Origin of the sequence: Achromobacter xylosoxidans (genome assembly GCF_014490035.1) — a bacterium.
Lineage (GTDB): Bacteria > Pseudomonadota > Gammaproteobacteria > Burkholderiales > Burkholderiaceae_B > Achromobacter > Achromobacter bronchisepticus_A.
The window spans coordinates 4,274,700-4,287,900 of the sequence record NZ_CP061008.1 but is presented as its reverse complement, the minus strand read 5'-3'; the positions used below and the strand labels follow the sequence as shown (position 1 = coordinate 4,287,900).

General features: G+C 70.0%; 13 protein-coding genes. 6 read left to right on the top strand and 7 right to left on the bottom strand.

Features of this window, described 5'->3' with window-relative positions:
- Positions 1-6: 6 nt before the first annotated feature.
- The gene (locus IAG39_RS19910) at positions 7-498 is read left to right on the top strand and encodes a MaoC family dehydratase (protein ID WP_118933762.1); all 492 of its coding nucleotides are present in this window, start codon (positions 7-9) and stop codon (positions 496-498) included.
- Here IAG39_RS19910 and IAG39_RS19905 read toward each other — a convergent pair.
- The gene (locus IAG39_RS19905; protein ID WP_118933763.1) at positions 473-1,951 is read right to left on the bottom strand and encodes a PLP-dependent aminotransferase family protein; all 1,479 of its coding nucleotides are present in this window, start codon (positions 1,949-1,951) and stop codon (positions 473-475) included. The two genes, IAG39_RS19910 and IAG39_RS19905, sit on opposite strands and share 26 nt — an antisense overlap.
- 123 nt (positions 1,952-2,074) lie before the next feature.
- On the opposite strand from IAG39_RS19905, the gene IAG39_RS19900 reads away from it, so the two are divergent.
- Entirely contained in the window at positions 2,075-2,803 is a 729-nt protein-coding gene (locus IAG39_RS19900; RefSeq protein WP_118933764.1) for a GNAT family N-acetyltransferase, read from the top strand.
- Positions 2,794-3,693, top strand: coding sequence for a DMT family transporter (locus IAG39_RS19895; protein WP_059380251.1), 900 nt, complete (start codon positions 2,794-2,796; stop codon positions 3,691-3,693). Before IAG39_RS19900 ends, IAG39_RS19895 begins: the two co-directional genes overlap by 10 nt.
- An 11-nt stretch (positions 3,694-3,704) precedes the next feature.
- Here the strand turns inward: IAG39_RS19895 and IAG39_RS19890 are convergent, their stop codons facing one another.
- The 4 genes from IAG39_RS19890 to IAG39_RS19875 all read right to left on the bottom strand — a co-directional run bounded on the left by IAG39_RS19890 (position 3,705) and on the right by IAG39_RS19875 (position 7,878).
- Positions 3,705-4,643 carry a DMT family transporter gene (locus IAG39_RS19890; RefSeq protein ID WP_118933765.1) on the bottom strand — a complete coding sequence of 313 codons (939 nt, stop codon included), beginning with the start codon at positions 4,641-4,643 and terminating at the stop codon, positions 3,705-3,707.
- Positions 4,640-4,975 carry a thioredoxin family protein gene (locus IAG39_RS19885; protein ID WP_042793046.1) on the bottom strand — a complete coding sequence of 112 codons (336 nt, stop codon included), beginning with the start codon at positions 4,973-4,975 and terminating at the stop codon, positions 4,640-4,642. The genes IAG39_RS19890 and IAG39_RS19885 overlap by 4 nt, the downstream gene beginning before the upstream one ends.
- Before the next feature lie 111 nt (positions 4,976-5,086).
- The gene (locus IAG39_RS19880; RefSeq protein WP_187774056.1) at positions 5,087-6,352 is read right to left on the bottom strand and encodes a Zn-dependent hydrolase; all 1,266 of its coding nucleotides are present in this window, start codon (positions 6,350-6,352) and stop codon (positions 5,087-5,089) included.
- 26 nt (positions 6,353-6,378) lie between these two features.
- Positions 6,379-7,878 (bottom strand): MFS transporter, encoded by a 1,500-nt coding sequence (locus IAG39_RS19875; protein ID WP_187774055.1) that lies wholly within the window; start codon positions 7,876-7,878, stop codon positions 6,379-6,381.
- 119 nt (positions 7,879-7,997) lie between these two features.
- Here IAG39_RS19875 and IAG39_RS19870 point away from each other — a divergent pair, with 119 nt between their 5' ends.
- Positions 7,998-8,876, top strand: a complete 879-nt coding sequence (locus IAG39_RS19870; RefSeq protein ID WP_118934960.1) for a LysR family transcriptional regulator — start codon at positions 7,998-8,000, stop codon at positions 8,874-8,876.
- Here the strand turns inward: IAG39_RS19870 and IAG39_RS19865 are convergent.
- Positions 8,873-9,667: an enoyl-CoA hydratase/isomerase family protein gene (locus IAG39_RS19865; protein WP_118934958.1), complete on the bottom strand. Its 795-nt coding sequence runs from the start codon at positions 9,665-9,667 to the stop codon at positions 8,873-8,875. The genes IAG39_RS19870 and IAG39_RS19865 overlap by 4 nt on opposite strands.
- 136 nt (positions 9,668-9,803) lie before the next feature.
- Between IAG39_RS19865 and IAG39_RS19860 the strand changes: the two genes are divergently transcribed.
- A complete protein-coding gene (locus IAG39_RS19860; protein ID WP_118934956.1) occupies positions 9,804-10,715 on the top strand; it encodes an SDR family oxidoreductase in 912 nt (303 codons plus the stop codon).
- Here IAG39_RS19860 and IAG39_RS19855 read toward each other — a convergent pair.
- Positions 10,679-11,404, bottom strand: a complete 726-nt coding sequence (locus IAG39_RS19855) for a TetR/AcrR family transcriptional regulator (protein ID WP_059379347.1) — start codon at positions 11,402-11,404, stop codon at positions 10,679-10,681. The genes IAG39_RS19860 and IAG39_RS19855 overlap by 37 nt on opposite strands.
- A 124-nt stretch (positions 11,405-11,528) precedes the next feature.
- Between IAG39_RS19855 and IAG39_RS19850 the strand changes: the two genes are divergently transcribed.
- The gene (locus IAG39_RS19850; RefSeq protein WP_118934954.1) at positions 11,529-13,151 is read left to right on the top strand and encodes an acyl-CoA synthetase; all 1,623 of its coding nucleotides are present in this window, start codon (positions 11,529-11,531) and stop codon (positions 13,149-13,151) included.
- The last annotated feature ends 50 nt before the right edge of the window (positions 13,152-13,201 follow it).

The following is a 13,201-nucleotide window of genomic DNA, read 5'->3' as shown; positions in this document are numbered from 1 at the left end:
GCCGCCATGACACACAATCCTGTTGCCTCTCCGCAGCCGTTCGGCTCGGTCCAGTCTTTGCTGGACGCCGTGGGGCAGCCTCCCATTGTTTCCGATGCGCTGCTGATCGATCAGGGCATGATCGACCGGTTCGCGCAGGTCACGCTCGATACGCAGTGGATCCATGTGGACCGGTTGCGCGCGCAGGCGGAATCCCCTTACGGCGACACCATCGCGCATGGCTTTCTGGCGCTGTCGTTGCTGACGCACTGGCAGAACAGCTGCATCGCCTTTCCGGGCGCGGCGATGTTGCTGAACTACGGATTCGACAAGGTCCGCTTCACCGCGCCCGTGGTTTCCGGCACGCGCGTGGCCGCCAGTTTTTCCTTGGCCGAGGTCGTGGAGAACGGCACAGGCGTGGCTCGCTGCGCCTGGAAGGTCGCGATCCAGGCCGAGGGGACGCCCAGGCCGTCGGTGCACGCCGACTGGCTGATCATGGTCCGCTACGGGAGCCCTTGAGGCCCAGCGTCACGTCGCGGAGCCTGCGCACCAGGCCCGCGAACCGCTCGGCCCCGGTGTTGCCGTATCCGATCACCAGGCCGTTATCTTCCGCCCGCGGCGCCACCGCAAACGACGACAACGCGCCCGGATTCATGCCGATCTTGCGTGCCTGCTCCACGATCTCCCGGTCGGAATACGCGGCAGGCAGGCGCACCGTCAGATGCAGCCCGGAATGTCCGCCCAGGACCTCGTGTTCGATTCCCAGATGCGCCGCCAGCGCCTCGCGCAGCGCTCCCTGGCGTTCGCGGTACAGGCGCCGCATGCGGCCCAGGTGGCGCGAGAACTGGCCGTTTTCCATGAAGGCCGCCATGGTCAGCTGTTCCAGCCGGTGGCCGCCGCGCAGCATCTCGATGATGGACGGCATTGCCTGCGCGGCGATGGCTTCGGGCAGCACCAGGAAGCCCAGGCGCAGCGCCGGGAACATGGTCTTGCTGAAGGTGCCCACGTAGAGCACCGGCGCGTCTTCGACCAGGCCTTGCATCGCGGCGATGGGTTCGCCTTGATGGCGGAATTCGCTGTCGTAATCGTCTTCGATGATCCAGGCGCCGGCCTGGCGGGCGCGTTCGATCAGGCCCAGGCGGCGCGGCAAGGACAGCACCGCGCCCGTGGGGTACTGGTGCGACGGCGTGGTCTGGATGAGGCGGGGCGGACGTTCCTGCCAGGCGCTTTCGGGGATCACGATGCCGTCCGCGTCGACGCGCATGGCCACCACGTCCAGGTCGCCGCCATGGAAGGCGGACTTGGCGCCGCGGTAGCCGGGGTCTTCCAGCCAGGCGGTGTCGCCGGGGTTGGTCAGCAGCTGCACGCACAGCGCCAGCGCGCCCTGGGCGCCTTCGGTGATGACGATGCGCGAGGCGTCGCAGCGCACGCCGCGCGACACGCGCAGGTATTGGGCGATGGCTTCGCGCAGGGCGGGTTCGCCTACCGGATGGCCGTAGCCCAGGGCGGTGGCGGGCGCCGCTTGCAGCGCGTGGTCCTGCGCGCGGCGCCAGGCGCTGATGGGGAATTGCGTCAGCGCCGGGGTGCCGGGCGTCATGGGCAGCGACCCGTCATGGGCGTAGCGCGTGGAGACGATGCGCGTCAGCCGCTTGGCCGTCAGCGAGGGCTGGTCCGTGGGCGGTGTCGCGCGCTTGGCGGCGATGGCCGCGGCGGCCGACAGGGGCGCGACCCGCGTGCCCTGGCGGTCGGCGATCACGTAGCCTTCGGCCGTCAGTTGCTCGTAGGCGATCAGCACCGTGTTGCGCGAGATGGCCAGTTCCTCGGACAGGGCGCGCGACGAAGGCAGCTTGCCGCCCGCCGGCAGTTGGCCGGCCAGGATGGCCTGCTTGAGGCGCTGGATCAGCTGGCGCTGGCGTGGCAGCGCGCCGGGGCCGCGCGTGAGCGGGCTGGACAGCAGGGCGGGGGTGTTCATCTTGGCCCTATTAAAATTCGGGATCGTGGTGCTTTTTATGATGCCACGATTCCGATATCGTGAGGGCATGCGTACTGCGTCCGTCCCTTCGGGCGGCGCGCCAACCTGAAGAGGCCCCGTAGCATGCAACCCCGCGTCAACGCCTACCAGCAACCCATCGGCCCGGACATGACGGGCTGGACCACGCGCCCGCGTCCGCCCCTGACGCCCGTCGTCGGCCGCTATTGCCGGCTGGAGCCGCTGTCGGCCGAGCGCCACGCCGAGGATCTGTATCACGCGTTCAGCCAGGCGCCGGATGACAGCGACTGGACCTATATGTCGGTGGGGCCGTTCGCAGACCTGGCGGCCTACCGCCAATTCGCCGAGAAGGCGCAGGCCGGCAACGACCCCTTGCACCACGCCATCATCGACCTGGAAACGGGCCGCGCCATCGGCACGCTGGCGCTGATGCGCATCGACCCGGCCAACGGCGCGATCGAAGTCGGCTTCGTGTCGTTCTCGCGCCAGCTCAAGCGCACCCGCATCGCCACCGAGGCCCAGTTCCTGCTGATGCGCCGCGCCTTCGATGAGCTGGGCTATCGCCGCTACGAATGGAAGTGCGACAGCCTGAACGCGCCGTCGCGCGCGGCCGCCGCCCGCCTCGGATTCCAGTTCGAGGGCATCTTCCGCCAGGCCACGGTGTACAAGGGCCGCAGCCGCGACACGGCCTGGTTCGCGATGGTCGACGGCGATTGGCCCGCGCTGCGCGCCGCTTATGAACGCTGGCTGAGCCCGGACAACTTCGACGCGCAAGGGCGCCAGCGCCAGGGCCTGTCCGAGCTGACGGCCGAGGCGCGCGCCGCGTGCGCCTGATCCCGATTGCGCTGGCCCTGTTCTGGGGCCTGAACTGGCCGGCGGTGAAGATCATCCTGTCGATCTTCCCGCCGTTCACGCTGCGCCTGCTCGGCCTGGGCAGCGGCGCGGTATTGCTGTTGCTGCTGGCGCGCGCCAAGCGGGTCAGCTTGCTGCCGCCGCGCGAGTCGTGGCGCGGCATCATCGTGGGCGGCTTGCTTGCCGTCGCGGCCTTCAACCTGCTGGTGGCTTGGGCGCAGCTCAGCACCAGCACCTCGCGCGCGGCGGTGCTGACCTTCACCATGCCCATGATGTCGGCCCTGCTGGCCTGGGCGGTACTGGGCGAACGCCTGGACCGGCGCCGGGCGCTGGCGCTGCTGCTGGGCGCGGCGGGAGTGTCCATCCTGGCCTGGCCGGTGCTGCGCGCGGTCTTCGGCGAACACGACGCGGCCGCGGCCAAGGGCCTGGTGTTTCCGCTGGTGGCGGCTTTCGGCTGGGCTGCCGGCACGGTCTACCTGAAGGGCTGGCCGGTGGCCGGCGACCGCATCGTCGTCACGGCCTGGCAGTTGGCGGTGGGTGCGGCCTGCGCGCTGGGCGGCATGCTGATCGCGGGCGAATCGTTTCCCACGCAGGGCTGGAACGGCCGCGTGGTGGCGGCATTGTCGTTCCACATCATCCTGGGCACCGCCGTCGCGTACTGGCTCTGGTTCGTGCTGAGCGAGCGCGTCAGCGCCACGGTGGCCGCGCTGACCACATTGATGGTGCCGGTGGTGGGAGTGCTGGGCGCGATGGCGCTGGTGGGCGACCGGCCCGCGGCTTTGGATTGGTGGGGGTTCGCCCTGGTGCTGGGCGGCGCCGCGCTGATCGTGCTGAACCTGGGCGCGGCGCCCGCGCCGCGATCCAGGCCATAGGCGCGGGCGGTTCAGCGTGCGCGCCGCAGCTTCTCGCGCAGCAGTTCGGCGCCGCTCACCAGGGTGATGCCGGCCAGCACCAGCAGGGCGCCCAGCACAAAGCCGGCGTCCAGCGGTTCGTCCAGGATGAGCACGCCGAAGCTCACGCCGAACAGCGGCGTCATGAACGACAGGACGGACAGGCGCGAAGCCAGGTAGCGGCGCAGCAGCCAGAACCAGGCCAGATAGCTGGACAGGGCCACCACCACGGACTGGAAGGCGACGCTGAGCACCGCCGCCTGCGTATAACGAAAACCGGCGTTGCCGGTGGCCGCGGCGTATGCCAGCAGGGTAATGGCCGCGACCGCCATCTGGTAGAACAGCGTCTTGGCGGGCGCGGCTTCGGACAGCGAGGTCTTGCGGATCGCCACGGTGGTGGCGCCCCAGAACAGGCCGGCCAGCAGTCCCATCGCATCGCCCAGCAGCATGTTGGGAGCGGCGTCGGAGCCCGCGGGCTGACCCTTGCCCAGGAAGGCCACGGCGATGCCGCAGAAGGCGATGGCCACGCCGACCCATTGCAGCGGCTTCAGGCGTTCTTCTGGCAGCAGCCAGTGCAGCCCCAGCGCGGCGAAGATGGGCGCGGTGTAGAGGAACACAGACATGTGCGAGGCGGTGGTGTAGACCAGGCCCTGCGCCACGAACAGGAATTCCCCGGCGAACAGCAGGCCCACGATCAGGCCGGGCAGCGCCGTGCCGTCCATGACGGCGCGCAGGCCTTCGCGCCGCCACACTGCCACGGCCAGGACCAGCGCCGCGAACGTCGAGCGCAGTCCGATCTGCATGATGGGCGACACGTCCGCGGCCACCAGCTTGATGGCGATCTGCTGGAAGCCCCAGCAGACGCACAAGAGCAGCATGGCGCCGGTCGCCAGTCCGTCCAGCGGCTGGCGCAGGGGCTTGGCGGCGCTCACGGCAGTTCGGCGGGGTAGCTGTCCAGGGCCAGCCCGATCTGCTGGCGCAGGTCCCATTCCGCCAGCGTCGATTGCACCGGGCCGAAGAAGGCGCCGTCGCGGGTCACGAACATGGCGGGCAGGTGGAAGACTTCGTAGCGTTCGACCAGGCCGCGGTTGTCGCCGGCATCGACCCAGCACACGCGTTCCACGGGCAGCTCCAGCTGCGGCAGTTGTTCGCGGGCGATGCGGCAGGTGCCGCAGGTGCGGCTGTGGAAGACCAGCAGGGACAGCCCGGGCGCGTCCAGCAGGTAGCGGTCGGCGGTGCTGTCGTTGAGTTCTATCTGTTCCATGGGGCGGGCAAGGCGGGAGAGGGGCGCCGGTCGCGGCGCGAGGCGCCCATTATGGCAGCGCCCCGCCCGTGGGCGGGAGATACCCGCGGACCTGGCAGGGACGCCCCGGCCTCAGCCGGCGCGCAGCTTGCGGTCCAGTTCCAGCACCGACTGGTACAGCACGCGGGTGCCGTCCAGCAGCTGCGCGGGTTCGATCCATTCTTCCGGACAGTGGCTGCGGCCGTTCAGGCAAGGGATGAAGATCATGCCGATGGGGCCGGTGGGCGCCATGTAGACCGCGTCGTGGCCCGCGCCGCTGGGCAGGCGCATGGAGGCGTAGCCCAGCTGGTCGGCGGCGGCCTGCACCGCGTCCATCACCAGCGGCGTGCAGTCGGTGGGCCGCGCGCGGCTCAGCTGCGTGAAGCTTGCGGACAGGCGCAGCGCGGTCAGGTCCGTGGCCACGCCGGCCATCAGGGTCTCGGGGAAGGCGTCCAGCACGGCGTCGCTGTCGCTGCGCATTTCCAGCGTCAGTTCGACGCGGCCCGGCACCGCGTTGGCGGCGTTGGGCGTCATGGACAGGCGGCCCACGGTGGCGACCACGTAATGCGGATTGCCGCTGGCGGCGCTGGCCTGGCGGTGGGCGGCATCGATGATGCGGGCCGCGCCCACCAGGGCGTCGCGGCGGATGTCCATGGGCGTGGTGCCTGCATGGTCGGGCTGGCCTTCCACCGTGATCAGCACGCGGCGGATGCCGACGATGTTGGTGACCACGCCGATGGGCAGGCCGCGGCTTTCCAGCACCGGACCCTGTTCGATATGCAGTTCCACGAACGCCGCGGTGCCTTCGGCAGCGCGCAGCGGCGCGCCCAGCGCCGAGGGGTCACCGCCGATGCGCGCGATGCCGGCCGCCAGCGTTTCGCCCTCGGGGTTGCGGGCCGCCAGCATGTCGGGCGTCAACTGACCGCAGAGGGCGCGGCTGCCGACACAGGAAATGCCGTAGTCGCTGGGCTCCTCGGACAGGAAATCGATGACCTCGAAGGGGTGTTCCAGTTGCACGCCCTGTTCGCGCAAGGTGTGGGCCACTTCGATGCCGGCCAGCACGCCGATGATGCCGTCGAAACGGCCCCCGGCCATGACCGTGTCGCAGTGCGAGCCGGTGGCGATGGGCTTACGCGCGGGATCGCGCCCGGCCAGCGTGCCTATCAGGTTGCCGCCGGCGTCCAGGCGGGTGGTGAGGCCCGCGGCCTCGAATTCGCTGCGCAGCCAGGCGCGGGCCTCATCGAACAGCGGCGAGAACGCGCGGCGGGTCCAGGGGACCTCGGGCAGGGTGTAGCGGGAAAGGGTTTCGACGCGGGCCCAGAGGCGCTCGGCGTTCAGGGGGGGAAAAGCGTGTGGCATGAGACTTCCTGAAATTGCGCCTGGAATTATGGCACGCGTGCCTGCAGCGTCTGGCTGCGCGGCGCATCCAGGAACAGCGCCACCACGGCGGCGCAGGCCAGGGTGATCGCGATCAGCGCGTGCAGCAGTTGGCGGAAGGCCTCGTCATAAGCCTGGCGCAGCAGCGCCGGACCCGCGCCGGGCAGGTGGGCCAGGGCCTGCGCCATGTCGCCGGCCGCGAGGTATTGCGCGGCGGCGCCTGGATCCGCGCCGAGCCGGTGGGCGACCAACAAGGTCAGCAAGGCGTTGACGCTGGCCAGCGCGATGCCTTCTCCGGCCACGCGGGTGGTGCTGAAGATGCCGGCGGCCATGCCCGCGCGCTCGGGCGGCGCGACGCTCATCGAGAGGCCGTCCATCAGGCCCCAGGGCAGGCCGGTGCCCGCGCCGATCAGCAGCATCGGCCAGAGCGCGGCCTGGGCCGGCTGTGCGACGCCGATGCGGCTGAGCCAATACAGGCCCAGGGCGGCGGCAAGCAGGCCCAGCGCGCAGCTACGGCCCGCGCTCATCCAGCGCGTGGTCCAGACGGCGACCGCCGGCATGAAGAGCAGCGGCGCGGACAGGGCCGCCATCGCCAGTCCCGCGCCGGCTTCGCCGCGCCCCTCGATGCCGATGAAGCGGATCGGCAGCAGCACCAGCAGCACCACATAGCAATAGCAGGTGGCCACGGGCAGCATCTGCACGCCGACAAAGCGCGGATAGCGCAACAGCGCCAGGTCCAGCATCGGCCGGCGCACGCGCCGCTCGATTGCCACGAAGGCCAGCAGGCACAGCGCCGCCGCCGCCAGCAGCTTCCAGGCGAGCGCCGACGCGTCGCGCGCGGCGGGCGTTTCCAGGATGCCCCAGGTCAAGAGCGCCAACGCGCAGGTGAAGGTCAGGCTGCCGGCCCAGTCCAGCGGGCCCGCTTGCGGGTCCCGCGATTCCTGCATCCGGGGCAGGGCGACGGCAAGCGCCAGCGCGCCGACCGCGGCGCTCGACAGAAAGACCGAGCGCCACCCCAGGCTGTCGATCAGCAGGCCGGCCAGCATCGGCCCCAGCGCCAGGCCCGCGCCGAAACTGGCGCCGAGCAGGCCGAATGCACGGGTGCGCGCCGGGCCCGGGCAGGCGTGGGCCAGGGACGCCGAGCCGCCGGCCAGGGCCGCGGCGGCGCCCGCGCCTTGCAGCGCGCGCAGGCCGTCCAGCCAGGCCACCGTGGGAGCGAGCGCCAGCGCAACCGATACCAGCGCGAACAAGGCCACGCCGGACACGAACAGGCGCTTGCGGCCATAGGCATCGGCCAGCGTGCCCGCCGCCATCAGCAGGCTGCCGAAGCTCAGCATGAAGGCGTTGGTGATCCAGCCGAGCGCCTGGGCGCCGCCGCCCAGGTCGCGGCCGATGGCGGGCGTGGCGACCGCGCCGCCGGAAAAGCTCAAGGGCAGGATGAGGGCGGCCGTGCAGACGGCAAGCACGGTCCAGCCCGGGGAGACAGGAACTGAGGAAGAAGAAGGCATCGACGAATCAGGTTGGAATAGCCGGGATAGGCGTCGATGAAGGATAAAATTGCGTCAATGAAACAAAAACACCGCCGATATCCTGTCTGAGCGGATAAATAATCCTTAATGGGGCGGAAATGGACAGCCTGAACGGAATACACGCCTTCGTCCACGCCGCACAGCGCGGCAGCTATGTCGCGGCCGCGGAGCATCTGGGCCTGTCGGCGTCGGCCGTGGGCAAGAGCGTGGCGCGGCTGGAGGACAGGCTGGGCGTGCGCCTGCTCAACCGCAGCACGCGGCGCATCAGCCTGACCGAAGAGGGCGCGCTCTACCTGGAGCGCTGCCTGCGCATCGTGAACGAACTGGATGAAGCGGAAGCCGAGGTGACGCGGGGCCGCGAGGCGCCGCGCGGCCGGCTGCGGGTCAGCGTGCCGGCCATCGGCTACCGCCTGCTGCTGCCATTGCTGCCCGAGTTCACCCGCCGCTATCCCGAGATCGAGCTGGAACTGGATTTCAACGACCGCATCGTCGATGTCATCGGCGAGGGGCTGGACGCGGTAATACGCAGCGGCGACTTTGCGGATTCGCGCTTAAGGGCGCGGCCGCTGCGGCCTTACCGCTTCGTGGTGGCGGGCGCGCCCGCCTATCTGGCCGCCCGCGGCACGCCGCGAGCGCCGGGCGACTTGGACGGACATGCCAGGCTGGCCTATCGCTATCCGGGCACGGGTCAGGTGCAGCCATGGCAGTTCCGCGACGGCCCTGTCGCACCCGCGCCGGCGGCGCTGAGCTTCAACAGCGTGGAGGCGTTGATCGGCGCGGCCCAAGCTGGGCTGGGCCTGGCCTATCTGCCCGATTTTGCGCTGCGGGCGGCCTTGGACGAAGGCCGTCTTGCCACCGTGCTGGACGACTGTCTCGATGCCGGTGGCCGCTTTTCCGTGCTGTGGCCGGACAGCAGGCACCCGCTGCCCAAGCTGCGGGCCTTCGTGGATTTCCTGGCCGAGCGGCTGGGCGCCTAGCGCTTTGCGCGCCAGGCGGGCTCGCGCTTTTCCAGGAAGGCGCTGACGCCTTCGCGGGCTTCGTCCGTGCTGCGCACGGCCGCGATGCGCTCCACCGTGTCGGCGATGAGGGCGGCGTCGATCTCCTGGCCGGCGAAATCGCGCACCAGCCGCTTGCTGGCCTGCACCGCGCCGGGGCCGTTGTCGCACAGGGCGTGGCACAGCGCCTCGGCGCGCTGCGCCAGCTCGGCCAAGGGCGCGATATCGTGCACCAATCCCAGCCGGAACGCGGTCGCGGCGTCGAAGCGCTCGGCGGTCAGGAAGTACCGGTTGGCCGCGCGCTCGCCCATGGCGCGCAGCACGTAGGGGCTGATGGTGGCGGGCAGCAGCCCCAGCCGGGTTTCCGACAGGCAGAAATGCGCGCTGTCCGCGGCGATGGCGACGTCGCAGGCCGACACCAGGCCCATGCCGCCGGCATAGGCGTCGCCGTTGACGCAGGCCACCACGGGCTTGGGGCAGGACCAGATCGCGTGCAGCATGCGGGCCAGCTTGGCCGCGTCGGCGCGGTTCTCGGCGTCGGTCAGCGTGGCCATTTTGCGCATCCAGTTCAGGTCGCCGCCGGCGCAGAAGGCCTTGCCGGCGCCGGTCAGCAGCAGCACGCGCACGGCGGGATCGTCCACCGCAGCCTGCACGGCGCCGGTCAGGGCGGCGATCAGCGTGTCGTCGAACGCGTTGCGCATGTCGGGGCGGTTCAGCGTCAGGCGGGCGATGGGGCCGTCGTGGGCGACGTCCAGCGGGGCGGGCGTGGTCATTCCTGGTCTCCAGTTTTCTTGATTCAAGCTCAACAAAGCAACGGGACTAACGATCGATTCTAGGTTGAAATTTCTGTTCCGGCCATCGAATCGGAACAAATATTGAGTTATCCTCAAAAAAATAATGGAGCGAGACATGAGCCAGAACGCAGGCGGCGCGGCCGCCGGCCAGCGCTACGCGTCGGTATTCCGGCCGGGCCTGTATCAAGGCAAGACCATCGTCGTGACCGGCGGCGGCAGCGGCCTGGGCCGCTGCACCGCGCACGAGCTGGCGTCGCTGGGCGCAGGCCTGGCGCTGGTGGGGCGCAAGCTGGACAAGCTGCAGGCGGCGCAGGACGAAATCTCCCGCATCTATCCGGAGGCCGCCAGCCGCATCAGCGTGCACGCCTGCGACATTCGCCACGAGGCCGGCGTGCGCGGCGCGGTTTCCGATGCGCTGGCGCGGCATGGCGCCATCGACGGCTTGTTCAATTGCGCGGGCGGCCAGTTCCCCGCGCCGCTGGACCGCATCAGCTACAACGGCTGGAACGCGGTGGTGCAGAACAATCTGCACGGCACCTTCCTGATGTCGCGCGAGGTCTATACCCAGCACATGCGCCAGCATGGCGGCGCCATCGTCAACATGCTGGCCGACATCTGGGGCGGCATGCCGGGCATGGGGCATTCGGGCGCGGCCCGCGCCGGCGTCTGGAACCTGACCGAAACCGCGGCCTGCGAATGGGGCCATGCGGGCGTGCGCGTCAACGCGGTGGCGCCGGGCTGGATCGCTTCCAGCGGCATGGACAGCTACGACGAGGGCTACCGCGCCGTGCTGCGCGAATTGCGCACCAAGGTGCCGCTGCAGCGCTTCGGCACCGAGGCCGAGCTGGCGGCGGCGGTGGTGTTCCTGCTGTCGCCGGCCGCCGCCTTCATCAACGGCAGCGTCATCCGGGTGGATGGCGGCGTGCCCAACGCCCGCCATTCATGGACCCTGGCGCCCGCCGAGCGGGGCGAGGCCTACAACGGCTTTCCTCAGTACGAGCCGCCGTCCTTGTTTTCCGACGATTGAAGCCGATGCAGGGCGTCCCGTACTTCGCCGCGGAATTGCGCGAGCGCCAGCGCGTCCTGCGCGGGCGGTTGCAGCGCCTGCCACAGAAAGCCGACCAGCTGGTCGGCGGTGGCGGCCACGTTCACCCGCGCGCCGCGCAGGATGGCGTCCCACAGCACGTGCTCCATCGGCCCGTAGACGGCCGAGCGCAAGAGCCGCAGCGGCATGTCGCGGCGGATATCGCCGTCGGCCTGGCCCTGGGCCAGGATGCCCATCAGCGGCGCGGTGTAGCGGCGTTGCAGTTCCGCGTAGACCTCGCCGAAATCGTCGTTGCGCGCGCGCCCTTCGGACAGGATGAAGGCGCACAGCCCGGTGCCTTCGGCCAACAGGTGGCGCAGGTGCGCATGCACCAGGTAATGCAGCCGGGCCCGCGCGCCGTGCACGTGGGGCAGGCTGTCCTCGACCTTGGCGATGATCTCGTCGTACCAGTCGCTGATCACCCGCACGCACAGTTCGCGCTTGCCGCCGAAGTAAGTGAACACGGTGGCTTCGGACACGCCCAGGCGCTGCGCGATTTCGGTGGTGGTGGCCGCCTGGAAGCCGGCTTCGGAAAAGACCTGGCGGGCGACGCGCAGGATGTCGCGGATGCGCTGTTCGGATTTGGCGCTGGCCGGCGGGCGGCGCATCGGGACGGTGGCGGCTTTTTCCATGCGGCGGGGAGTGGGCTGGGGAGGGGCGGGGGCTTATTATTGAGCCAGGGTCAAGTTTGAGGCAAGACGTTACATCGCTGGCGCCGGGCGCCGGCGCGTTCGACAACAACATCAGAGACAAACCATGCTGTCCAGAGCCGATTCCTACGCGCAGCTCGCGTCCCAGTTCCAATGGCAGGTGCCGGCGGCCTACAACATCGGCGTCGACGCCTGCGACAAGTGGGCCGACGGCAGCGGCCGGCTGGCGCTGATCTACGAGCAGAGCGACGGCGCGCAATCGCGCTACACCTTCGATCAGATCAGGGCCCAGTCCAACCGGCTGGCGCACAGCCTGGAGCGCCACGGCGTCAAGCGCGGCGACCGCGTCGCCGTCTACCTGCCGCAGGCGCCCGAAACGGCGGTGACCCATATCGCGGTCTACAAGATGGGCGCGGTGGCGGTGCCGTTGTTCACGCTGTTCGGCGTGGACGCGATCCAGTACCGCCTGGCCAACAGCGGCGCGGCCGCATTGGTGACCGACGCGGAAGGCTGCCGCAAGCTGCGCGAGATCCGCGCCGGGCTGCCCGACCTGAAGGTGGTCTATTGCATCGACCCGGACTGCCCGGACGACGCCGTGCCTTTCCACGCTGCGCTGGCCACCGAATCCGACGACTACACGCCGGTGGCGACGGCGGCCGACGACCCGGCCGTCATCATCTATACGTCGGGCACCACCGGCAAGCCCAAGGGCGCGCTGCACGCGCACCGGGTGCTGCTGGGCCATCTGCCGGGCGTGGAGATGTCGCACGAATTCTTCCCGGAGAATGCCGCGCTGATGTGGACGCCGGCCGACTGGGCCTGGATCGGCGGCCTGCTGGACGTGCTGTTGCCGTCCTGGCACCACGGCGTGCCGGTGCTGGCGCGCCGCTTCGAGAAGTTCGACGGCGCCAGCGCCTTCGAGCTGATGGCGCGCCATGGCGTGACTCACACCTTCCTGCCGCCCACCGCACTCAAGATGATGCGCGGCGCCGAGCTGCCGGCCGGCGCCGGCGCGCTGGCGCTGCGCTCGGTGGCCAGCGGCGGCGAGTCGCTGGGGGCCGAACTCATAGACTGGGGCCGGCGCGTGCTGGGCGTGACCATCAACGAGTTCTACGGCCAGACCGAATGCAACATGCTGGTGTCGTCCTGCTCGTCCCTGTTCGCCCCCTGCATTGGCGCCATCGGCCGCGCGGCGCCGGGCCACCGGGTTGCTATTGTGGATGACCGTGGTGTCGAAGTGGCGGATGGACAGGAGGGGAATATCGGCGTATTGCGGCCGGACCCCGTCATGTTCCTGGGCTATTGGAACAACCCCGAGGCCACCGCCGAAAAATTCGCGGGCGACTACCTGCTGACCGGCGACCAGGGCGTGCGCGATGCGCAGGGTTTCATCCGCTTCGTCGGCCGCAACGACGACGTCATCACCAGCGCCGGCTACCGCATCGGCCCGGGACCCATCGAGGACTGCCTGATCGGCCATCCGGCCGTGCGCATGGCCGCGGTGGTGGGTGTGCCGGACGCCCAGCGCACCGAGATCGTGATGGCCTATGTGGTGCTGAACGCCGGCTACGAAGGCAGCGACGCGCTGGTGCAGGAGCTGCAGGCCCACGTGCGCAAGCGCCTGGCGGCCCACGAGTATCCGCGCGCGATCCGCTTTGTAACCAGTTTGCCGACGACCGCCACCGGCAAGATCATCCGCCGCGAGCTGCGCGACGGCCGCTACGCCTGACCCGTCTCAACCGGTGACAATGTCGTCCAAGAGGATGGGTTGACGGGCAA